We start from the raw sequence: 22205 nt of genomic DNA on the forward strand, positions 1-22205 counted from the left end.
CTCTAACAACATGTGGTGGATCCTGCCGACTATCGCGATCGTGGTGATTGCCGTGATGTTCTGGTGGCGTGCGAACAAGAACACCGAGCAGATGCGGCGGGTGATAGACCCCATAAAACTCAAGCTGCCGATATTCGGGAAGCTCTCCACCAAGATCGCTGTCGCGAGATTCGCGCGCAATCTTTCAATGATGCTCAATGCGGGGGTTCCGATTATCCAGGCGTTGTCGATCACCGGCCAGGCATCGAACAATTGGAAGATCGAGCAGGCTGTCCGCGAGATTCAAGAATCGATCAGGCAGGGCAAATCGTTTGCGGCGCCGCTTGCGAAGGCGGCCGTGTTCCCGCCCCTGGTACCGCAGATGGTGTCGGTCGGCGAGGAATCTGGCACGCTCGTCGACATGCTTGCGAGCATCGCTGACTTCTATGAGGACGAGGTGGAGACCGCGACCACCCAATTGTCGTCGACGATCGAACCGATTCTCATCGTCGGCGTAGGCATCATCATCGGAGGCATGGTGATTTCGCTGTATCTGCCCATCTTTACTCTTTACGGAGACCTGGCAAAGCAAGGGTAGCGATTGCGGACCAGTCCGGGTCAGGAGACTGAGTCAGACCGTAACGCGCAGTACCTCTTCGATAGTCGTCAGTCCCTGCGCGACCTTAGACCAGCCGTCCTCACGCAACGAGATCATGCCCTCCTTGAGGGCGACCTGGCGTATCTCGGTGCCGGTAGCGCGTGTCACAACGAGCGCCTCGAGCCCATCGCTGAGAGTCATTACTTCGTGGAGGGCGACGCGGCCGCGGTAGCCGGTACTGGAGCAGGCCGGGCAACCCAAAGTTGCCGCCTTGTAGAGCTGGGGGACGTCGTCGGGATCGTGCGGGAATCCCAACGCGGCGAGAACCTCGGAAGGCTCGGCGAAAGGCTCCCGACAGCGCATGCACAGGCGACGCGCAAGACGCTGGGCGATGACGGCGGTCAGTGCAGTCGCGACAAGGAATGGCTCGCAGCCGATCTCGATGAGACGGGTCAAGGCGCTCGGAGCGTCGTTCGTGTGGAGAGTGGACAGCACCAGGTGACCAGTCAAGGCCGCCTCGATCGAGATGTTCGCCGTCTCGAAGTCGCGGATCTCACCGACAAGCACCACATCGGGGTCGCTGCGAAGAATTGAGCGCAGCGCGTTGGAGAACGTGAGCCCCGCGCGATTGTTGACCTGGACTTGGTTGATGCCGGCAATACGGTACTCGACTGGGTCCTCAACCGTAATCACGTTGATCTTGGGGTTCGCGATCGCGCGAAGCGCGGTGTAAAGGCTGGTGGACTTTCCCGACCCGGTAGGACCAGTCGCGAGAATCATCCCGTGGGGTCGCGTGATGGCTTCGCGGAAACGCGTCTCATTTACCCCTGAGAAGAGGAGATCCCTCATCGTCATCACCTGACCAGTGTTGTCCAGGATTCGCATGACGATTTTTTCGCCCCACACGGTAGGGAGGGTCGCGACTCGAAGGTCGACGGATCGGCCGTCGTGGGTTACCGAAAGGCGTCCATCCTGCGGCTTGCGCTTCTCGGCGATATCGATCGAGGACATGATCTTCAAACGCGAGATGATGCCGTCCTGGATCGTTCGGTCGGCCTTCTGCATCTCATGTAGGACGCCATCGATCCGGAACCGGACAGTCAGCTGCTTCTCGCCCGGCTCGACATGGATGTCGCTGGCGCGGTCGTTGATCGCCTGCGCGATGAGCAGGTTTACGAAGCGCACGATCGGCGCGTCGTTGTCCTGCTCTTCGAGAGACTCGGTCATCGCGGACTTGCTCGACTCGCTGGACTCTTCGATCGTCGTCGAGAGCTCGTTGAGCTCCTCATCGGAGCGCAGGAACCGCTCGAACATCTGCGCCAGCGCGTCTTCGGCGACGACAACGGGCTCGACGAACAGGTCGGTGAGGCTCGCGACGTCATCCAGCGCCACGATGTCATTCGGGTCGAGGATGCCGACCGTCAGACGATTCCCGCGGCGGTCGATGGGGATGAGCCCGTACTTGCGGCACAAGTTGCCGGGCACCAGCCCGATTACGCTCGGATCGAGCGCCATATTCGACAGGTCTACATACCGATGCCCGGTGTGCAGCGCGATGGCCTCGGCGAGCTGGGCGTAGCTGACCAGCTGCTGCGCCACGAGATACGGCGCAAGCTCGGGAGTGTCACCGACCTCGGCGAGCGCGGCGGACATCTCCGGTGCACGCACCGCTCCGGTCAGCACGAGCGTCTGCGCGAGTCCCCGCATGGCATTCTCCCCACTTGGCCGACGATGGCCGTTTTCCCCTCACCGATTCTACTGGGGCTGTACGAGGTGCGTTTCGTCTCGGTCGCTGGCGCTCCCGCGCTCAACGACCGGGGTGGGGGACATGCTTGCCCGCTACTCTGGCGGCATGTCCGAGCCACCGGCATCCGTCCGTCGTCCGCTCATTCCGCGACTCATCGCGTGGGCGCTCACGCTCAAGCCGACGCGGGTGTGGCTGCACTATTCCGAGCGGCGGGGGTTCATGCTCGCCGACTCGATCACGTACCGCGCCCTGTTCTCGATCTCGGCGGGTGTGCTGCTTGGGTTCACGCTCGCGGCGCGCTGGCTGGGCGACAACCCGCAGGCATGGCAGGCGCTGATCGACGCGGTGGATGCCGTCATTCCGGGATTGGTCGGCGAAGACGGCGTTTTCGACGTGTCGACCATCGAGGCGCCGGCGAGCTTCACGATCGCCGGCATCGTCGCGCTCGTGTTCCTCGTCCTTTCGGCGATCGGCGCGATCGGGTCGCTGCGGGCAGCGCTGCGCACCCTCTCGGACGAGGTGCACGACGACGCGTTCTGGATCTGGGTGATGGTGCGCAACTTTCTGCTCGCCCTCGCGATCGGCGCCGGGTTTCTGCTGTCGGCCATTGCGGCGCTGTTCGGCAGCGCCTTCCTCCAGGTGATCGAGCAGTGGACCGGCATCGACGCGACTGCCTACTCGGGCCTGCTCACCGGGTTCGGCGCGGTCGCGGTCGTCTTCGTGCTCGACACCGCGCTGTTCGCGCTCGTGTTCATCTCACTGAGCGGGTTGCACGTACGGGCACGCACTCTGTGGGTTGGAGCCCTGCTCGCGGGCGTAGGGCTGACGGTGCTGCAGCAGCTCTCCGGCCTGTTCGTGCAGGGGGCCGACAACAACCCGCTGCTGGCCTCGTTCGCGGTGCTCATCGCCCTGCTGCTGTGGGTCAACCTGTCGGCCCAGGTGATTCTGATCGCCGCGACCTGGATCATCATCGGCGCGCGCGAAGACCAGGATCGCATCCGCGCGCGCTTTGGCGCGCCGACCTTCGAGATGCGGCGCGTGCGCAAGGCGGAGGACCGGGTGCGGGCGGCAACGACCGAACTGCAGCGGGCTCGCGAGGTGGAGCGCAAAGCGCGCGAGGCGTCGGGTGGGTCGCCGGACGCTTCGACAGGCTCAGCGACCGGCGCGGGCTCAGCGACCGGCGCAGGCTCAGCGACCGGCGGCAATGACTGAGCGGGTTCCGGTCTACCTCGCCGGCCAGGTGCGGGCGGCGGAGCGGCCGCTGCTCGCCGCGGGGGAGCCCCTCATGGATCGCGCGGCAGCTGCGCTCGCCGCGGTGATCCGCGAGGAGTTTCCGGACGCTTCGACAAGCTCAGCGACCGGAAGCGGCTCAGCGACCGGAAGCGGGTCACCGACCGGAAGCGGCTCAGCGACCGGGAATGGCTCAGCGACCGGGACGACCTCAGCGACCGGATCGCCGCGCATCCTCGTGCTCGCGGGCTCCGGGGACAACGGCGGCGACGCTCTGCTGGCCGCGGCAGCGCTCGCCGACACCTTCGACGTCGAGGTGCTGTGCGTGGGCTCCCGGGTGCACGAGCGCGGCCTGGCCGCGGCCACGGCGGCTGGAGCGCGGGTGGTCGAGGCCGTCGGGGACTACGCCCTCGTGATCGACGGCATCCTCGGGATCGGTACGAGCGGCGACCCGGCGCTGCGCGGCACGGCAAGAGTCGCAGTCGAGGCTCTTCTTCCCGCGGTGCGGGCCGGACGCACGCGGGTGATCGCGGTCGACCTGCCGAGCGGACTCCACCCCGACACCGGGCTCACGGGCGACGACGTCGTGCTGCCGGCGAACGTCACGGTGACCTTCGGCGCGGTGAAGGCCGGGCTCGTGCGGGGGAGAGGGCCCGAGCTTGCGGGCCGGATCGTGTTCGTCGACCTCGGGCTGGGGCCCGGATTTGTCGGCGACGCTTCGACAAGCTCAGCGACCGCGACAGGCTCAGCGACCGGGGGGCTGGGCGAGGCATCCGTCTTCCGCGTCGTTCAGGGCTGAGACTGGCGCTGCGACACTCACTTGAGCACGTGCCCGCTCAACGGCCGGGTCCCCACACCCGGCCGTTGAGCCCCCAGTCTGACAAGCCCCCAGTCTGACGAGCCCGTGAAATGCCGCCAGCCAAGTCGCGAGCGTACCAAGCGCGAAGGCGGCGCAGACTTGCCTTTTGCTCAGGTTGAGTCCAGTTTTTGGGGTGGTCAACGCGATTCCGGTTGCGGCGGTGAGTTGCGTGGCGGGCTCGGAGGGCGAGGCATTCGTTTTGCGAGTCATCGGGTGACGGGGCGCAACCGACGGAGAAGTGACGACGATGTAAACTCTCGCCCCTCAGACCCCGTTCGGAGGGAAGAGCCGAACAACATTCGGTAACGTCGTAGGGTGCCCGAAGACAACAAAGCCGCTGCCACTGCCTCGACCAGCCTGATCGGCGCGACGCATCCGCTTGCTCTCGCCCCGGTGACGGCACCGCCCGCCAGCGTCGATGGGTTCGTCAAGGAGTTCCTGCAGAACCTCAACTTCGAGCAGGGCGTCGCGCTGTCATCGTCGAGCGCAAACGACCGCTACCTGGCGCTCGCCTACACGGTGCGCGACTACCTCATGGCGCGCTGGCTCGAAGACCAGCGCCGTCAGCGTGTGGCCCAGGCCAAGGGCGTCTGCTACCTGTCCGCCGAGTACCTGCTCGGCCGCCAGCTCGACAACAACCTGCTCGCGTCACGCCTCACCGACATCGCGACCGAAGCGATGGCCGCGTGCGGCATCGACATCGAAGAGCTGCGGCAGCAGGAGGTCGAGCCGGGGCTCGGCAACGGCGGCCTCGGGCGGCTCGCGGCCTGCTTCATCGATTCGCTCGCGACCATGAGCGTCCCGAGCATCGGCTACGGCATCCGCTATGAATACGGAATCTTCCGCCAGACCTTCGAGGGCGGCCAGCAGGTCGAGCAGCCCGACGCGTGGCTCACGCTCGGCTCGCCGTGGGAGTTCCCGCACCCCGAAGCCGCCCAGATGATCTCGTTCGGCGGCCACACCGAGCACTACGACGACGACGGCGTGACCCGCAACCGCTGGATCCCGGGCTGGAACGTCAAGGCCGTGCCCTACAACTACATGGTCCCCGGCTACCACAACGGGCGCGTCAATACTCTCCGGCTGTGGCGCGCGGTCGCGACCGACTCGTTCGATCTGCGCGTCTTCAACTCGGGCGACTACGAAGAGGCCGTTCGCGCGCAGACCTACGCCGAGAACATCTCGAAGGTGCTGTACCCCGAGGACTCAACCCCCCAGGGCAAGGAGCTGCGCCTGCAGCAGCAGTACTTCTTCGTCGCAGCGTCGATCGCCGACTTCCTCAGCTCGCAGCTCACCCCGGACTTCGACCTCACGAAGCTTCCCGACCGGGTGATCTTCCAGCTCAACGACACGCATCCCGTCATCGCCGTCCCCGAGCTCATGCGCGTGCTCACCGACGAGAAGAAGATGGACTGGGATGCCGCGTGGGCGATCACGCAGAAGTGCTTCGCGTACACCTGCCACACGCTTCTTCCCGAGGCCCTCGAGGTGTGGTCGGTCGACCTGCTCGGCCGGCTGCTGCCCCGCCACCTCGAGATCATCTACAAGATCAACGAGGACTTCATCGACGAGGTGCGCGAGCGCTTCGGCGACGACGAGCTGCGCATCCGCGACATGTCGATCATCGGCGAGCACCCCTACCGCTCGGTGCGGATGGCGTACCTCGCCACCGTCGCGGGCTCGAAGGTCAACGGCGTCGCGGAGCTGCACTCCCAGCTGCTGCGCGACAAGGTGCTGCCCGACTTCGACGAGTTCTTCCCGGGCAAGTTCACCAACGTCACCAACGGCGTCACGCCCCGCCGGTTCGTGCGGCTCGCGAACCCGGGGCTCGCTTCGCTCATCACCGAGACGCTCGGTGCGGGCTGGACCGTCGACCTGGAGCGGCTGCGCGGGCTCGAGGCCTTCGCCGAAGACCCCGAGTTCCGCGAGCGATTCGCCGCCGTCAAGACGGCCAATAAGACGCGCCTCGCCGACGTGCTGCGCGCCCGCGACGGGTTCGAGCTCGCCGAGGACCACATGCTCGACGTCATGGTCAAGCGCCTCCACGAGTACAAGCGGCAGATGCTCAAGCTCCTGCACATCGTGACGCTGTACGAGGGCGTTGCGTCCGGGCGGGTTGCGGCATCCGAGATCCAGCCGCGCACGTTCGTCTTCGGCGCGAAGGCGGCGCCCGGCTACGTGAACGCCAAGCGCATCATCCACCTCATCAACGCCGTCGGCTCGGTCGTCAACGACGACCCGCGCGTCGAGGGCCGGCTGAAGGTGCTGTTCCCGCCGAACTACAACGTGACGCTCGCCGAGCGCCTCGTGCCCGCGGCCGACCTCTCCGAGCAGATCTCGCTCGCCGGCAAGGAGGCGTCCGGCACCGGCAACATGAAGTTCGCCCTCAACGGCGCTCTCACGATCGGGACGGATGACGGCGCCAACGTCGAGATCCGCCAGCTCGTCGGCGACGACCACTTCTTCCTCTTCGGCATGACCGAGCCCGAGGTCGAGGAGCTGTGGGCGAAGGGCTACAAGCCCGCGGACTACTACCAGCAGGACGACAGCCTGCGCCGGGCGATGGACATGATCGCGTCGGGCGCGTTCTCGGACGGCGACCGCTCGGTGTTCGAGCCGGTCATCTCGAACCTGCTGTACGACGACCGGTTCATGGTGCTCGCCGACTACGCGACCTACATCGAGGCGCAGGCGAAGGTCGACGCCGCGTACGCCGACCAGGATGCGTGGACGCGCTCGGCGATCCTCAACGTCGCCCGCTCGGGGTTCTTCTCGTCCGACCGGTCGATCCGCGACTACATCGACAGGATCTGGCACACCCCGCCGATGCTGTGAGGCGGGGCGCCCGCATTGCGAGCCTCGCGGGGCGCACAACTCCTGCAATCTCGCGCGCTCCGGGCGCGTTGGACGCGGAATCCCGGGCGGGCTCCCGCGTGACGGTCGCGGATTGCAGGAGTTATGCGCCGCCGTTGGAGCGACCCGCGGCGGGTTGGCGGGTCGGTTAGCGCGCGTAGCGCTGGGCGAACGCCCGCAGGATGCTGCCCGTGTGCGTGACCGGAAGGCGACGCACCGCGGCGAGGGTCGCCGAGAGTTCGTGGGGCGCGAAATAGCCGTGCCCGGCATACGCGTGGATGCGCGTCGTGATGCCGTCGACGTCGAGCTCGGGGTGGAACTGGGTCGCGTACACATTGCGGCCGACCCGGAACATCTGCACCGGACACGCCTCGCCTGACGCGAGCAGCGTCGCCGACCGGGGGAGCGCCGACACCGCCTCCTTGTGGCCGACGAACGCCGTGAAGCTGTCGGGCACGTCCGCCAGCAGGGGATCGGATGCCCCGGCCTCGGTGCGCGAGAGCTCGACGACGCTGATCGGCTCGCGGTACGTGCGGTCGATGACGGCGCCCTGGTGCACGCCGAGCGTGCCGATGCCGTAGCAGGCGCCGAGGAACGGGAAGTCGCGGGCGACGACTTCGTCGAGCAGAGTCTGGAACTCCGCCTCGACGCGGCGCTGCACGGGCGACTTGTTCGCATACGGGTCCGAGGCGTTGAACGGCCCGCCGCCGACGAAGATCCCGGAGTAGTCGTCGAGGTCCACCGCCGGCAGGGGCGTGGCCTCCAGGCGCACGCGCACGAGGTCGCGCTCGTCGAGACCGCTGTAGCGGAGGAAGAGCGCGTACTCCTCGTCGGCCGGTCCGTCCTCGGAGCGGGTGGCAAGGAGCAGGAAGGGCTTCACTGGCCTGATTCTAGGGGACCTTCCCTGGGGGTCGGCCCCGCGCGCGCAGGCGTGCTTTCCCGCCTATCGTGGAGGGGAAGTCACCTTCGACGACGCAGGGAGAACTGACATGTCCACGATCGCCTGGATCGGTCTCGGCCATATGGGGGCGCCGATGTCGGCCCACCTCGTCTCGGCAGGGCACACCGTGCGCGGGGTCGACCTCAACCCGGCCGCGGCGGAGGCTGCGGCATCCCGCGGTGTCACGATCGTGGGCTCGATCCGCGAGGCCCTCGACGGCGCCGATGTCTGCTTCACGTCGCTGCCGATGCCGCAGCACGTGCGCGCGGTCTTCGACGGCCCCGACGGGATCTGGGCGCACGCTGCGCCGGCGACGCTGCTGCTCGACACCTCGACGGTCGACATCGAGACCTCACGGTGGTGCCACGCGGAATCGGATGCCCGCGGCTTCGTGTTCGTCGATGCCCCGATCTCCGGCGGCACCGCGGGAGCAGAGGCGCACAGCCTGACCTTCATGCTCGGCGGGGCTCCGGCCGACGTCGCGCGGGTGCGCGCGATTGTCGAGCCGATGGCCGGCTCGGTCATCTCGTGCGGTGAGGCGACCGCCGGGATCGCGGCCAAGCTCGTCAACAACATGATGCTGTTCATCGGGGTCATGGCCGTCGCCGAAGGGTCGCAGCTCGCCGAGCAGCTCGGCCTGGATCCGCAGGTGTTCTGGGAGGTCGCGAACGTGTCGTCCGGTTCGTCCTGGCCGCAGCGCACCTGGTACCCCGTGCCGGGCGTGGTGGAGAAGGCGGCAGCGAACCGCAACTTCGACGCGACGTTCTCGGTGGACCTCGCCCGCAAGGACTGCGGCCTCGCCGTGCAGGCGGGGGAGGCGACCGGCGTGCACCTGCCTGCGGCGCACCTCGCGCTCGCGCAGCTCGAGGAGCTCACCGCGCGCGGCCTCGGCCACAAGGACTGCACGCTCGTGACCCTGCTCGCCACCCCCGACGGAACCCTGCGCGGCTACGACCCGGCGGCGGGCTGACCCAGCGGGCGCGTTCTCGTCGCGGCATCCCGATCCGTCGCTCACTGCGGTCTAGGCTGAGCGCCAGGAGGAATACATGGCCATCGCACACCTTCACGGCGGACCGCTCGACGGGCAGCTGCTCCCGCTGGAGAAGCCCGAACTCGACTCGCTCATCGTTCCCTACGGCGAGGGGCAGATCGTGTACCAGCGTGCGGGCGGACTGGAGCGCACCGGTCAGGGCGACGGACCCACCGAGGCGGAGTTCTGGTTCGTCGAGGCGACGGACGAAATCGGCCCGTCGAACGACGACTGATCGTGGGCGCGCCAGCGCAGGACGACGGGCGGACCCACTCCTTCGAGGTCGAGGCGAAGTTCGACGTCGACGAAGCGACACCGCTGCCTGACCTCTCGGGGCTGCCCGGAGTTGCGCGCATGGGCGCACCGGAGCCGCGCGACCTCGACGCCCGCTACCTCGACACCGAGGACTACGCCCTCGGGCGTGCCGGCTACGCGCTGCGTCGCCGCACCGGCGGACCCGACGCGGGCTGGCACATCAAGGGCCCCCTCCAGGACGGCGCCCGCCTCGAGACGCACTGGCCCTTGACCGACGACGACGGCATCCCCGAGGTGGTGCGGACAGCCGTTTCGGAGTTGACGGATGCCGCGCTCTACTCGATCGCGCGCATCCGCAATGACCGCACGGCCTATGCGCTGCTCTCGGCCGACGACGGCGTCGTCGTGGAGTTCGTCGACGATCACGTCATCGGGCGCGATGAGCGGCGCGGCGTGGAGCAGTCCTGGCGCGAATGGGAGTTCGAGCTCGGACCGGCGGCGCCGGATGATCCCGAGGAGCGCACCGCGCTCTTCGCGTCGATCAGGGACGCCGTGGAGGCTGCCGGTGGCCGGCCCGCGGCATCCGCGTCGAAGCTCGCCCGCACCCTCGGGGTCTGAACCTTGACTAGACGCGCACCCCTCGGAATCGTGGGGGTGCTCGTCGCAGTCGGGGTCGGCGCAGTTCTCGCCGGCTGCACATCTGGGAACGGGACGGCGCAAGCGCCGAGCCCGAGCGCCACACCGATCGTGCTGATCGGAGACTCGATCCCGTACAACTCGCCGGACGACTGTCCGGGATGCGATGGCTTCGCAGACGCCTACGCGGCGGCCCTGACCGAGGCGCGGGGCGAGTCGTACATCGCCGACAACCACTCCCGGCATGACGGGGCGAAGACCACCGACATCCTCGAGCAGGTCGAGTCGGGGGGGCTCGATGAGGCACTTGGGCAGGCGGCCATCGTCATCGTCTCCGCGGGGTTCAACGATCAGGCGCCCTTCGGTCCGGGGGCGCCGTGCTACGACTCGGGCATCGACCTCGACTCCATCGACGGCGCGGCGCAGGCACTCGCCGGGACGACCTCGAAATGCTTCGCCACCCAGAACGCGGCTACTGGCGCAGACCTCCATGACCTCCTCCAGGGCGTGCGTTCGCGGGCACCGGAGGCGGTGGTCCTCGCGCTCACGTCGTACAACTCGTGGACCGGATGGGCCGACTTGGACGCAGCGGGCCCCAGGACTGCGGCGCTCGTGACCTCGAAGGTGGCGGAGGGGCTGGCCTCGTGGCGGACGATCGTCTGCGACGAAGTCGCGGCCATCGACGGCGAGTGCGTCGATCTCCTCGGCTCGTTCAACGGGGCCGAAGGCACGGACCCGGCGGGGGACCTGCTCGCGGCGGACTACACCCACCCCTCGCAGGCCGGCAACGACCGCATCCTCGAGGAACTGCTTGCCGTCGAAGGCTGAAATGCCGCTTCGAAGCTCGCCCGCTCGCCCGCTCGCCCGCTCGCTCGCGCGCCCGAAACCGCCATTCGCGGCCGTTTGTCGCGGTAGCGGATGGCGGTTTCGGCAGCGCGTGCGCGACCAGGCGCCGGAAGGCCCCGGGAACGACGAAGGCCCGGGCGAACCCGGGCCTTCGACAACCAGATCTACAGGTTGATCATGTGGCCGGCGAGGCCGTGGAAGGCCTCCTGCACGGCTTCGGACAGCGTCGGGTGCGTGTGCACGTTGCGCGCGGCCTCGAGGGCGGTGAGGTCCCACTTCTGCGCGAGCGTGAGCTCGGGAAGCAGTTCCGACACGTCGGGCCCGATCAGGTGCCCGCCGAGGAGCTCGAGGTGCTCGCCGTCCGCGATGAGCTTGACGAAGCCGATCGGCTCGCCCAGGCCGTTCGCCTTGCCGTTGGCCGAGAACGGGAACTTCGCGACCTTCACGTCGTAGCCCGCGTCGCGCGCCTGCTGCTCGGTGAGCCCGAACGAAGCGACCTGCGGCGAGCAGAACGTCGCGCGCGGCATCATGCGGTAGTCGCCGAGCGCCATGGTCTCGGCCTTGCCGATCGTCTCGGCGGCGACGACGCCCTGCGCCTCGGCGACGTGCGCGAGCTGGAGCTTCGCGGTGACATCGCCGATCGCGTAGATATGGGGGACCGACGTGTGCATGAAGTCGTCGATCTCGATCGCGCCGCGATCGGTGAGCTTGACGCCGGTGTTCTCGAGTCCGAAGTTCTCGACGTTCGGAGCGAAGCCGATCGACATCATGACCTTGTCGGCGTCGATCGACGCCTGCGCGCCGTCCTTCGGCGTGTAGGTCACGGTGACGCGATCACCGTGGTCGACGACCGTCTCGACCTTGGTGGAGGTGAGGATGTCGACGCCGTACTTCTTGTACTGGCGGGCGAGCTCCTTCGAGACGTCTTCGTCCTCCATCGGCAGGACCCGGTCGAGGAACTCGATGATCGTGACCTTGACGCCGTAGTTGACGAGCACGAAGGCGAACTCCATGCCGATCGCGCCGGCGCCGACGACCACGATCGACTTCGGCAGGTCGCGCGCGAGGATCTGCTCCTCGTACGTGACGACGTTGCCGCCGAGCTCGACGCCCGGCAGGAGCCGGACCTTTGAGCCGGTCGCGATGATCGCGTTGTCGAAGGTGACGCGCTCCGACGAGCCGTCGGCCTTCTTGACGTCGATGGTGTTGGCGTCCACGAACCAGCCGCGGCCGTCGTACTCGGTCACCTTGTTCTTCTTCATCAAGAAGTGGATGCCCTTGACGTGCGTCTCCGCGACCTTGCGGCTGCGATCCCACGCCACCCCGAAGTCGAAGGTCACGTCGCCAGAGATGCCGAACAGGTCGGCCTTGTGGTTGAACGTGTGCGCGAGGTCGGCGTTCTTGAGGAGAGCCTTGGAGGGGATGCAGCCGACGTTGAGGCAGACACCGCCCCAGTACTTCTCCTCGATGACCGCGACGGAGAGGCCGAGCTGAGCGCTTCGGACGGCCGCGACATAGCCGCCGGGACCGGCACCGAGGATGACGACGTCGTAGTGAGGCATACTTCCAGCCTATCGGTCGGTGGACGGCGACGAGCCCTCGTCAGAGGGCGCCGGCGGCAGGGCGGTGGCGGCCTCGAGGGCGCGCTTGCGACGGGCACTCGACACCAGGAGATACGTGACGGCGCCTGCGATCGCGACCAGCAGAATCGCCCCGACGATCCACGGCCAGGAGTCGTCGGCGTCCGCGTCCTCGTCGGTCACCGGAACGGCCGACTCGGTCGCGCTGGGCGATTCGGTCGGGGCCGACGAGACAGTCGCGCTCGGAGTAGGAGTGGGGGTCGGGGTGGGCGCCGGTGCGGTAACCGTGAAGGTGTACTCGCCGGAGATCGGGTGGCCGTCGCTGGAGACCACCTTCCACAGCACCGTAATCGCGCCGCTCGCCGTGCCGGCGAGCGGCTGGGTGACAGTCGTGTCGGCGATGACCGGATCGCCGTTCGCGAGGGATGTGCCCGCAGCATCCGTCACCTGCAATTCGGTCGCTCCCGGATCGGTCGCGAGCTCGCCCGAGAAGGTCAGCGTCAGCTGCGCCGGCAGCGCCTCGACGGCCGCACCCGCGACCGGATCGGTGGAGACCAGCTCATCGTGCGCGCTCGCGGGGGCGGCGATGAGGAAGACGGATGCCCCGGCAAATGCGATGGCGGCGATCAGAGCGAGCAGGGAGCGGCGTTTGTGAATTCTGTGTGACGACACTCGTCCGAGCCTACCGGGGGCTTCAATCGCCGCCGGGGCAGGCTTACCATGGCGGCAGGCGGGTGCACCTGCCCCGCTCTCAGTGCGACGTCGGAAAGTGGTGCGGGAATGGACTCGATGATGATGGACATGATGTCGAAGGACATGATGTCGATGCCCGGTATGGACATGATGGACATGTCGGTGATGCAGGCCTGTATGGACGCCTGCTCGGCCTGCGAGCAGGCCTGTGTGGTGTGTTCGACCCAGGGAATGTCGTGCGCCTCGGTGTGCATGAACTGCGCGGACATGTGCAACACGATGATGCGCACCATGATGCGGATGCAGGGCATGACCCCGGCCGCCATGATGTCGATGCTCGACGCGTGCATGGCGATGTGCATGAACTGCATGGACGAGTGCATGAAGCACGCCGACCACAGCGAGGTCTGCAAGATGTGCGCTCAGGCCTGCAAGGCCTGCATGGACGCCTGCATGGCCATGAAGAACATGATGATGGCAGCGGCCTGACGCCCTGCCGAATTCAAGAAGCGCTGCGGCCTAGCGGTCGCGGAAGATGTTGAATCGCCGGGTGCCGACCGCAAGCACGTCGTAACGGTCGTGCAGCGCGACCGGGGCACCCGGATGCACCTGCCCGTCTGCTCCGGCGCCGTTCCACACGGTCAGACCCGAGCCGTCCAGGCTGCGCAGGGCGATGGTCCCGTCGGCGTGCACTTCTTCGACGATCGCATCGAGCCAGTCGGACGGCGTCGCAGCGGCCAGCCGAGACTGGATGAGGTGCAGCGCGTGACCGGGTGCGAACGTGGTGCAGGGACTGCCGTGGATGCACATGCACGCCGAACGCTCACGCACCTGAAGGGGCGGAACATGGCGGTGCGGGGTCGACACGACGGGTCTCCTGTCATTAGGTTCGATTAGTCACCAGGGTATGCAGGCGGGTCCGCCGGGGCATCTGTCGTGACACACGGCGAAACAGTCGCCGGGCCGCGATTCCGCCCGTGAACTTCCTGTGGTGGCCTGCAGGTGATCGACTAGGCTGGTTCGAACGAAGGGGAGCAGCGTGGAGGAAAGTGGCCGACCGGACGAGATCCGCCGCTCTGCCGAACCGGCGGGCGACGGAAAGTCCGAGGATCGTGCCGTCGATACGACGCAGACATTCGGGCACGACTCGGATCTGTCGTTCGTGCCGTTCGGCGCCGACCTGAGCGAGACGGAGCTCGACGCCATCGGCGCGCTCCCGTCTGGCGCGGCCATCCTCATCGTGCGCTCCGGCCCGACGGCGGGGGCCCGCTACCTGCTCGACACCGACGTGACCACGGTGGGGCGGCATCCCGAGGCCGACATCTTCTTCGACGACGTCACCGTCTCGCGCCGGCACGCCGAGATCACCCGCGAAGGCAACGCCTTCGAACTGGTCGATCAGCGGTCGCTCAACGGCACCTACATCGACGGCGAGCGGGTCGACCGCGCGCATCTGAGCAACGGCTCCGAACTTCGCATCGGCAAGTTCCGCCTCAACTTCTTCGTCTCGCCCGCCGACCTCACTCAGGCGGCGGACGGCTGATGCCGGCAGCATCAGCCCGCGAACGATCCTCGTCCGCGGGGCTTCTGAGCATCGGACAGGTCCTCGCGCGGCTCGCTCCGGAGTTTCCGACGCTCACCTCGAGCAAGCTCAGGTTCCTCGAGGTGCAGGGCATCGTCACGCCGGTGCGCACCGAATCGGGCTACCGCAAGTTCTCTCCCGACGACCTCGAGCGGCTGCGCCTCGCGCTGACGCTCCAGCGCGATCACTACCTGCCGCTCGTCGTCATCCGGGAGTACCTGGAAGACGTGGATGCCGGCCGCAACCCCGCACCGCCCGCCTCGGCGGCGCCGCCGTCGATCGTGCCAGCCCCACGCCGCTATCGCCGCGAAGAGCTGCTGTCGGCGGCAGGGGCCGCCCCGCAGCTGCTCAACGACGCCATCAGCACCGGTGTCATCGTCGGCGCCGAGACCTACACCGATCAGCAGCTGGCCATGCTGCGATCGCTCGTCGCGCTCGACCGGCACGGCATCGAGCCCCGCCATGTGCGGACGCTGCGGCAGAGCGCCGAGCGCGATGTCGCCCTCGTGGAATCCGCACTCTCGCCCCTGCTCCGGCGGACGGATGCCGGGTCTCGGGCTCGTGCGAGCGAACTGGCGCCGGAGCTGGCCAAGCGCCTCGAGGACGTGCGCGCGATGTTCGTCCGCGGCGCCCTGGACCGTCTCATGTCCTGAGCCGCCATCGCGACACGCCGACCCCTTCGGGGCCGATGTCGTTGCCCCCGGAGGGGGCCTGATCTAGCGTTGAAGTATCGGACGAACGGGGGAGGATCCGCATGACTGACCGCGATGCCGACGAACCCCGATTCGACGCCGATCTGCTCTTCACCGATGGTCTCCCGCAGATGGACGACGAGGTGGGCTACCGCGGTGCGGTCGCCGCCCGCGCCGCCGGGATCACCTACCGGCAGCTGGACTACTGGGCCCGCACCGAGCTCGTCGAGCCCACGGTGCGCGGTGCGAGCGGGTCGGGATCGCAGCGACTGTACGGGTTCCGCGACATCCTGGTTCTGAAGCTCGTCAAGCGCCTGCTCGACACCGGAATCTCCCTGCAGCAGATCCGCACGGCCGTCGACCAGCTTCGGGCTTCCGGCATCCGCGATCTCGCCGGCACCACGCTCATGAGCGATGGGGCGTCCGTGTATCTCTGCACCTCGAACGACGAGGTCATCGACCTCGTGAGCCGCGGTCAGGGTGTGTTCGGTATCGCCGTCGGCAAGGTGCTGAGCGAGGTGGAGTCGACGCTCGTCGACTTCGACGCCCAGTCGCCCGACCCGGTCGACGAGCTCGCGGCACGCCGCACCGTCCGCACCGCGTAAGCCGCGGCATCCGGTACCTGAGCCTGTCGAAGGGCCGCCGGACGCTTCGACAAGCTCAGCGACCGGCGACGAAGCGCGGAGCGACCGGCGGCGAAGCGCGGGGCGACCGGCGACGAAGCGCGGAGTGTCAGGCGCGGGCGTCGCCCGGGACCGGAATCCGGCCGGTGCGCATCACGCGGTCGAGCAGCGCGTCGAAGTCGGCCGCGAGCTCCTGTGCGGAATCGCCGGGCCAGATGTGCAGCGGCTTGGCGGCACCCTGAGCCTGCTGGAGCGAGGTGCGCTCGGGCAGCTGCGGCGAGAGCACCAGCGGGCCGAACATGTCGCGCAGCTCCTTGATGCGGAACTGGTGCTCGATCGACTGCGGGCGCACCCGGTTGACGACGATGCCGAGGGGCTGCAGGCGCGGGGAGAGCCCGCGGCGGATCTCCTCGATCGCGCGCAGCGCGCGATCGGCGGCGGCGACCGAGAACAGGCCGGGCTCGGTGACGACGATGACGCGGTCGCTCGCGGCCCAGGCGGTGCGGGTGAGCGCGTTGAGCGACGGTGCGCAGTCGATCAGCACGAGGTCGTAGTCGGCCTCGATCGTCGCGAGCGCCTCCTCCAGCTTCCACACGTCGCGCACGCTCGGGTGCGGTCCGTCGAAGTTGATCGCGGAAGGGCTGCCGATCATGACATCGATCGTCCCGGGGTGGACCTTGGCCCAGCCGCTCGAGGTGATCGCCTGACGGACGACCTTCTCCTTCGGGTTTCCGAGGACGTCGGCGACGTTCAGACGGCCGGCCACCTGGATGTCCATGCCCGTTGAGACGTCGGACTGCGGGTCGAGATCGACGACGAGTGTCCGCACCCCGCGCGCGAACGCCGCTGAGGCGAGCCCGAGAGTGACGGTCGTCTTGCCGACCCCACCCTTGAGTGAGCTGACGGAGAGTACGTGCACAAGGGTCCACGTTACCTTCCCCTAGGCTGAGAACACACTCAGCCCCCCGAACTAGATCGCCCAGCGAGGTGCGCATGTTCCGAAAGATCCTGGTCGCGAACCGCGGTGAGATTGCCATTCGAGCATTCCGCGCCGCATACGAATTGGGTGCCCGCACGGTCGCGGTCTTCCCCTTCGAGGACCGTGGCTCGCTGCACAGACAGAAGGCCGACGAGTCGTACGAGATCGGCGAGCCGGGTCACCCGGTGCGGGCCTACCTCGACGTCGAGGAGATCATCCGCGTCGCGCTGCACGCAGGCGCCGACGCGATCTACCCGGGCTACGGGTTCCTCTCCGAGAATCCGGAATTGGCCGCGCGCGCGGCCGAGAACGGCATCACGTTCATCGGGCCGACGTCGGACGTGCTCGAGATGGCGGGCAACAAGGTGACCGCGAAGGAGCACGCGATCGCGGCGGGCGTTCCGGTGCTGCGCTCCACTCCCGCGTCCGATGACGTCGACGCCCTCGTGGCGCAGGCCGAGGCCATCGGCTTCCCGATCTTCGTCAAGGCCGTCGCCGGCGGGGGTGGGCGCGGCATGCGGCGCGTCGCGACCGCCGAGGAGCTGCCGCCCGCGATCGCCGAGGCCATGCGCGAAGCCGGCGCGGCCTTCGGCGACGAGCGAGTCTTCCTCGAGCAGGCCGTGCTTCGGCCGCGGCACATCGAGGTGCAGATCCTCGCGGATGGCGCAGGCGGCACCGTGCACCTTTTCGAGCGTGACTGCTCGGTGCAGCGGCGTCACCAGAAGGTCATCGAGATCGCGCCGGCGCCTAATCTCGACGAGGGTCTCCGCCAGCGCATCCACCGCGACGCGATCGCCTTCGCCCGGTCGATCGGCTATGTCAACGCGGGCACGGTCGAGTTCCTCGTCGACACGGCGGGTGAACGGGCAGGCGAGCATGTGTTCATCGAGATGAACCCGCGCATCCAGGTCGAGCACACCGTGACGGAGGAGGTCACCGACGTCGACCTCGTGCAATCCCAGATGCGCATCGCGGCAGGGGAGACGCTCGAGGATCTGGGCCTGACCCAGGACAGGATCGTGCTCCGAGGCGCCGCGCTGCAATGCCGGATCACCACCGAAGACCCCTCGCAGGGCTTCCGGCCAGACACCGGACGCATCACGACCTACCGGTCTCCGGGCGGCGCCGGCATCCGACTCGACGGCGGCACGACGGCGGCGGGCTCGCAGATCAGCCCCCATTTCGACTCGATGCTCGCGAAGCTCACCTGCCGCGCCCGCGACTTCCCCTCTGCTGTCGCGCGCGCCAAGCGCGCGCTCGCCGAGTATCGGATCCGCGGCGTCGCCACCAACATCCCGTTCCTGCGGTCGGTGCTCGACGATCCGGCGTTCGTCGCCGGCGATCTGAGCACGTCGTTCATCGACGATCGTCCCGAGCTTCTGAAGGCCAATCCTTCGCGAGACCGCGCGACGAAGCTGCTCAACTGGCTCGCCGACGTCACCGTGAACCGGCCCTACGGCGAGAAGCCGGTGTCCATCTCGCCGGGAAGCAAGCTGCCCGATATCGACCTGTTCGCCCCGCCACCAGCCGGCAACCGGCAGCGACTGCAGGAGCTCGGACCGGCCGGCTTCGCCCGGTCGCTGCGCGAGCAGACCGCGCTCGCCGTGACCGAGACGACGTTCCGGGACGCGCACCAGTCGCTGCTGGCCACGCGCGTCCGCACGCGCGATCTCGTCCGCGTCGGGCCGCACGTGGCGCGCATGACACCGCAGCTGCTGTCGATCGAGGCGTGGGGCGGGGCCACCTACGACGTGGCGCTGCGATTCCTCGCGGAGGACCCGTGGGAGCGGCTCGACGCACTGCGCGAGGCGATCCCCAACGTCCCCATCCAGATGCTTCTGCGCGGCCGCAACACGGTCGGATACACTCCTCGCCCCGTCGAGGTGACGAACGCGTTCGTGCGCGAAGCGGCCGCGACCGGCGTCGACATCTTCCGCATCTTCGACGCGCTCAACGACGTGTCGCAGATGCGCCCGGCGATCGATGCCGTGCTGGAGACGGGAACCACCGTCGCCGAGGTCGCGTTCTGCTACACCGGCGACCTGCTCAACCCGTCCGAGGATCTGTACACGCTCGACTACTACCTGCGCCTCGCGGAGCAGATCGTCGAGGCCGGCGCGCACATCATCGCGATCAAGGACATGGCGGGGCTCCTGCGGCCGGCCGCGGCATCCCGTCTCGTGAGTGCATTGCGCGACCGCTTCGACCTTCCGGTCCACGTGCACACGCACGACACCGCGGGCGGACAGCTCGCGACGCTGCTCGCCGCGAGCGAAGCCGGAGCGGATGCTGTCGACGCCGCCGCTGCCCCCCTGGCAGGCACCACCAGCCAGCCCTCGCTGTCGGCACTGGTCGCGGCTCTCGCGCATACCGAGCGCGACACCGGCCTCGATCTGCAGGCAGTCAGCGACCTCGAGCCTTACTGGGAAGGCGTGCGCCACCTTTACCGTCCCTTCGAGTCCGGTCTGCCTGGCCCCACTGGGCGCGTGTACCACCACGAGATCCCTGGTGGACAGCTGTCGAATCTGCGTCAGCAGGCGATCGCCCTCGGGCTCGCCGACGAGTTCGAGCGCATCGAGGACATGTACGCCGCGGCCGACCGGATCCTGGGACGCATCCCGAAGGTCACCCCCTCGTCGAAGGTGGTCGGTGACCTCGCACTCGCACTCGTCGCCGCGAACGCCGATCCCGCCGACTTCGAGGAGAATCCCCAGGCCTACGACATCCCCGACTCCGTCGTGGGCTTCATGGCCGGCGAGCTCGGTGACCTGCCCGGCGGGTGGCCCGAGCCGTTCCGCTCGAAGGTGCTGGCGGGCCGTGAGATCTCGATCGACGTCGTGCCGATCAGCAGCGAGGAGAACCAGGCGCTGGACGGCGATGCCCTCGAACGCCGCCGCACCTTGAACCGCCTGCTGTTTCCCGGCCCGGCGAGTGACTTCGAGCGCAACCGCGAGGCGTACGGCGACCTCTCCGCGCTCGGCACGCCGGACTACCTCTACGGGCTCAAGCCGGGCGAGGAGCATGTCGCAGAGATCGACCCAGGCGTCCAGCTGTACGTCGGGCTCGAGGCGATCGGCGAAGCCGATGCGAAGGGCATGCGCACAGTCATGACGACGCTCAACGGGCAGCTGCGCCCGGTGTTCGTTCGGGACCGCAGCATCGCCGTCGAGTCGCGTCAGGTGGAGAAGGCCGACACCTCCAAGCCCGGGCAGGTCGCCGCCCCGTTCTCGGGTGTGGTCACGCTCAAGGTCGCCGTCGGCGATGCCGTCGTCGCGGGCCAGCCGGTCGCCTCGATCGAGGCGATGAAGATGGAGGCCGCGATCACCGCCGCGGTCGACGGCGTGGTCGAACGGGTGGCGATCGGTGCCACCCAGCAGGTCGAGGCAGGCGACCTTTTGGTCGTCCTCCGTCCGGCGCAGTAGCCTGGAAGACGGGCCCCGGTGCCCGCCGACCCTCCTGGAGACCACTCAGTGACGCCTGATCGCAACGAACAGCACCCCGTCGAAGAATCCGAGAACAGCGTTCTCGGTGATACCGGTGGAATCGACACGACCGGCTTCGGCATCCTCGGAGGCGCGACGGAGCAGGTCAGCGTCGTCATGCCGACGGACTCCGACGACGATCTCGACGATGACGTGCTCGACGATGAGGTCTCGCCGTTCGAGGTCCAGGACGTGGGCGCTGAAACGTCCGACGGGTCCGCCGGGCAGGAGCCGATCAGCGAAGAGATCGTGGCCGAGATCATTCCGATGGGCGACGACACCGACAGCTACGTCGACACCTCGGCGGAGGTTCTGGAGTCGGCGGACGAGTACGCATTCGCATCCGACGTGGAGGGGGATCCCGTGAGCGACATCGAGACCGGACGTGAGTTCGACGACGAGCGGGCCGCCGAAGCGGCACCCATCGATCAGGACGAGGCGGCCGCCTGGTCGTTCGACTCCGCGTCGACGGTCGAGCCCGAGGAGCGGGTGCCGACGACCGGCGCCGTCCCGACCACGTCGGGGTCGATCCCCTCGACCCGCCGCAAAGCCCACCACGAGGCATCCGACCGCGCGACCGCCGTCGAGCGCGTGCCGGCGCGCACCGACCTGAGCCTCAGCTCCAAGCGGCTCGGCGAGCTCGGCGCGAGCCGCGAGTCCGCCGATCTGCTGACGGCCGACCGCCTGCTCGACCCCCACCAGGTGGTGCGCTCCGAGCCCGAAGGCGCGTGGCAGAACTTCCTGTACACGATCACCGGGCACCGCGTGAACCTCGGCGACGGCAAGCGCGCACGCGCGCGCAAGGAGCTCGACCAGCGGATCGCGGCGCCCATCAGCGGCGGCGCGCGGTTCGTGCCGGTGCTCTCGCGCAAGGGCGGCGTCGGCAAGACCACGGTCACGACCCTGCTGGGCATGGCCCTCGCGGATGCCCGCGACGACCGGGTCATCGCGGTGGACGCCAACCCCGACCGCGGCACCCTCGCCGACCGCGTCGCCCGCACCAGCGGCAAGACCGTTCGCGACCTGGTGCGCGCCCGTGGCGAGATCACCGGCTACGCGCAGGTGTCCGCGATCGTCGCCCGCGACGAGACTCGGCTGGACGTGCTCGCATCGGATGCCGATCCCCGCGTGTCCGAGGCCTTCAGCGATCGCGACTACAACGATGTCGCCTCGCTCGCCGCGCACTACTACTCGTTCGTCCTGACCGACACCGGCACCGGGATCGTGCACTCTGTCATGGCGGCGACGCTCGACCGCGCCGACCAACTCGTGGTGGTCTCCGGCCTCAGCGTCGACGAGGCGCGGCTGGCGTCCGAGACGCTCACCTGGCTCGAGACGAACGGCTACGCCGAGCAGGTCCGCGGCGCCGTGGTCGTGCTCAACAACGCCCGGCCCGGCCTGCCGCTCGTGCAGCAGGACGAGTTGGAGACGCACTTCAAGACGCGGGTGCGCGCGGTCGTTCGGGTGCCGTACGACCCGCACATCGCGGCAGGCAGCGCCATCACCTTCCGCGATCTGCGTCCCGAGACGCGCCTGGCGGCCCGCGAACTGGCGGCCACCGTCGTCGAGGGTCTGCGCGCTCTGGCACCCGCGGCCTGACC

At 68.3% G+C, this 22205-nt stretch carries 20 protein-coding genes; 14 read left to right on the forward strand and 6 right to left on the reverse strand.

Going from position 1 to position 22205, the window contains the following annotated elements:
• Positions 1–577, forward strand: a 577-nt coding sequence (locus tag ACXJ3V_RS00005) for a type II secretion system F family protein (protein ID WP_457098205.1), incomplete at its 5' end; no start/stop codon positions are given.
• 33 nt (positions 578–610) lie between these two features.
• On the opposite strand, the gene ACXJ3V_RS00010 is transcribed toward ACXJ3V_RS00005, so the two are convergent.
• Entirely contained in the window at positions 611–2284 is a 1674-nt protein-coding gene (locus tag ACXJ3V_RS00010) for a GspE/PulE family protein (RefSeq protein ID WP_457098206.1), read from the reverse strand.
• A gap of 145 nt (positions 2285–2429) precedes the next feature.
• Between ACXJ3V_RS00010 and ACXJ3V_RS00015 the strand changes: the two genes are divergently transcribed.
• From ACXJ3V_RS00015 to ACXJ3V_RS00025, 3 genes are all read left to right on the forward strand, one after another.
• The gene (locus ACXJ3V_RS00015; protein WP_457098207.1) at positions 2430–3536 is read left to right on the forward strand and encodes a YihY/virulence factor BrkB family protein; all 1107 of its coding nucleotides are present in this window, start codon (positions 2430–2432) and stop codon (positions 3534–3536) included.
• A complete protein-coding gene (locus ACXJ3V_RS00020; RefSeq protein WP_457098208.1) occupies positions 3529–4353 on the forward strand; it encodes an NAD(P)H-hydrate epimerase in 825 nt (274 codons plus the stop codon). The genes ACXJ3V_RS00015 and ACXJ3V_RS00020 overlap by 8 nt, the downstream gene beginning before the upstream one ends.
• Positions 4354–4773: 420 nt before the next feature.
• Positions 4774–7248, forward strand: a complete 2475-nt coding sequence (locus ACXJ3V_RS00025; RefSeq protein ID WP_457098840.1) for a glycogen/starch/alpha-glucan phosphorylase — start codon at positions 4774–4776, stop codon at positions 7246–7248.
• 166 nt (positions 7249–7414) lie between these two features.
• Here the strand turns inward: ACXJ3V_RS00025 and ACXJ3V_RS00030 are convergent, their stop codons facing one another.
• A complete protein-coding gene (locus tag ACXJ3V_RS00030) occupies positions 7415–8146 on the reverse strand; it encodes a glutamine amidotransferase (protein WP_457098209.1) in 732 nt (243 codons plus the stop codon).
• A 109-nt stretch (positions 8147–8255) separates the two neighbouring features.
• On the opposite strand from ACXJ3V_RS00030, the gene ACXJ3V_RS00035 reads away from it, so the two are divergent.
• The 4 genes from ACXJ3V_RS00035 (at position 8256) to ACXJ3V_RS00050 (ending at position 10955) form a co-directional block, all read left to right on the forward strand.
• On the forward strand, positions 8256–9176 hold the full coding sequence (locus tag ACXJ3V_RS00035; RefSeq protein WP_457098210.1) for an NAD(P)-dependent oxidoreductase: 921 nt from the start codon (positions 8256–8258) through the stop codon (positions 9174–9176).
• A 76-nt stretch (positions 9177–9252) separates the two neighbouring features.
• A complete protein-coding gene (locus ACXJ3V_RS00040; protein ID WP_457098211.1) occupies positions 9253–9471 on the forward strand; it encodes a response regulator in 219 nt (72 codons plus the stop codon).
• A gap of 2 nt (positions 9472–9473) precedes the next feature.
• Complete coding sequence (locus ACXJ3V_RS00045) at positions 9474–10109, forward strand: CYTH domain-containing protein (protein ID WP_457098212.1); 636 nt, start codon at positions 9474–9476, stop codon at positions 10107–10109.
• Between the two features lie 3 nt (positions 10110–10112).
• Positions 10113–10955, forward strand: coding sequence for an SGNH/GDSL hydrolase family protein (locus ACXJ3V_RS00050; RefSeq protein ID WP_457098213.1), 843 nt, complete (start codon positions 10113–10115; stop codon positions 10953–10955).
• A gap of 182 nt (positions 10956–11137) precedes the next feature.
• Here ACXJ3V_RS00050 and lpdA read toward each other — a convergent pair whose 3' ends face one another.
• Together lpdA and ACXJ3V_RS00060 are read right to left on the reverse strand one after the other, a co-directional pair.
• A complete protein-coding gene (lpdA, locus tag ACXJ3V_RS00055) occupies positions 11138–12535 on the reverse strand; it encodes a dihydrolipoyl dehydrogenase (protein WP_457098214.1) in 1398 nt (465 codons plus the stop codon).
• 9 nt (positions 12536–12544) lie between these two features.
• A complete protein-coding gene (locus ACXJ3V_RS00060) occupies positions 12545–13225 on the reverse strand; it encodes a copper resistance CopC family protein (protein ID WP_457098215.1) in 681 nt (226 codons plus the stop codon).
• Positions 13226–13354: 129 nt separating this feature from the next.
• Here ACXJ3V_RS00060 and ACXJ3V_RS00065 point away from each other — a divergent pair, with 129 nt between their 5' ends.
• On the forward strand, positions 13355–13735 hold the full coding sequence (locus ACXJ3V_RS00065; protein ID WP_457098216.1) for a hypothetical protein: 381 nt from the start codon (positions 13355–13357) through the stop codon (positions 13733–13735).
• Positions 13736–13765: 30 nt separating this feature from the next.
• Here the strand turns inward: ACXJ3V_RS00065 and ACXJ3V_RS00070 are convergent, their stop codons facing one another.
• Entirely contained in the window at positions 13766–14113 is a 348-nt protein-coding gene (locus tag ACXJ3V_RS00070; RefSeq protein ID WP_457098217.1) for a hypothetical protein, read from the reverse strand.
• Positions 14114–14285: 172 nt separating this feature from the next.
• Here ACXJ3V_RS00070 and ACXJ3V_RS00075 point away from each other — a divergent pair, with 172 nt between their 5' ends.
• The 3 genes from ACXJ3V_RS00075 (at position 14286) to ACXJ3V_RS00085 (ending at position 16125) form a co-directional block, all read left to right on the forward strand.
• Entirely contained in the window at positions 14286–14789 is a 504-nt protein-coding gene (locus ACXJ3V_RS00075; RefSeq protein ID WP_457098218.1) for an FHA domain-containing protein, read from the forward strand.
• A complete protein-coding gene (ftsR, locus tag ACXJ3V_RS00080; protein ID WP_457098219.1) occupies positions 14789–15481 on the forward strand; it encodes a transcriptional regulator FtsR in 693 nt (230 codons plus the stop codon). The genes ACXJ3V_RS00075 and ftsR overlap by 1 nt, the downstream gene beginning before the upstream one ends.
• Positions 15482–15582: 101 nt before the next feature.
• Positions 15583–16125: a MerR family transcriptional regulator gene (locus ACXJ3V_RS00085; RefSeq protein WP_457098220.1), complete on the forward strand. Its 543-nt coding sequence runs from the start codon at positions 15583–15585 to the stop codon at positions 16123–16125.
• A gap of 127 nt (positions 16126–16252) precedes the next feature.
• Here the strand turns inward: ACXJ3V_RS00085 and ACXJ3V_RS00090 are convergent, their stop codons facing one another.
• The gene (locus tag ACXJ3V_RS00090; RefSeq protein ID WP_457098221.1) at positions 16253–17062 is read right to left on the reverse strand and encodes a ParA family protein; all 810 of its coding nucleotides are present in this window, start codon (positions 17060–17062) and stop codon (positions 16253–16255) included.
• A gap of 74 nt (positions 17063–17136) precedes the next feature.
• Here ACXJ3V_RS00090 and ACXJ3V_RS00095 point away from each other — a divergent pair, with 74 nt between their 5' ends.
• Both ACXJ3V_RS00095 and ACXJ3V_RS00100 read left to right on the forward strand, forming a co-directional pair.
• Complete coding sequence (locus ACXJ3V_RS00095) at positions 17137–20544, forward strand: pyruvate carboxylase (protein ID WP_457098222.1); 3408 nt, start codon at positions 17137–17139, stop codon at positions 20542–20544.
• A gap of 48 nt (positions 20545–20592) precedes the next feature.
• On the forward strand, positions 20593–22203 hold the full coding sequence (locus ACXJ3V_RS00100) for a MinD/ParA family ATP-binding protein (protein WP_457098223.1): 1611 nt from the start codon (positions 20593–20595) through the stop codon (positions 22201–22203).
• The last annotated feature ends 2 nt before the right edge of the window (positions 22204–22205 follow it).

The organism is Microbacterium sp. P5_E9 (assembly GCF_054049175.1).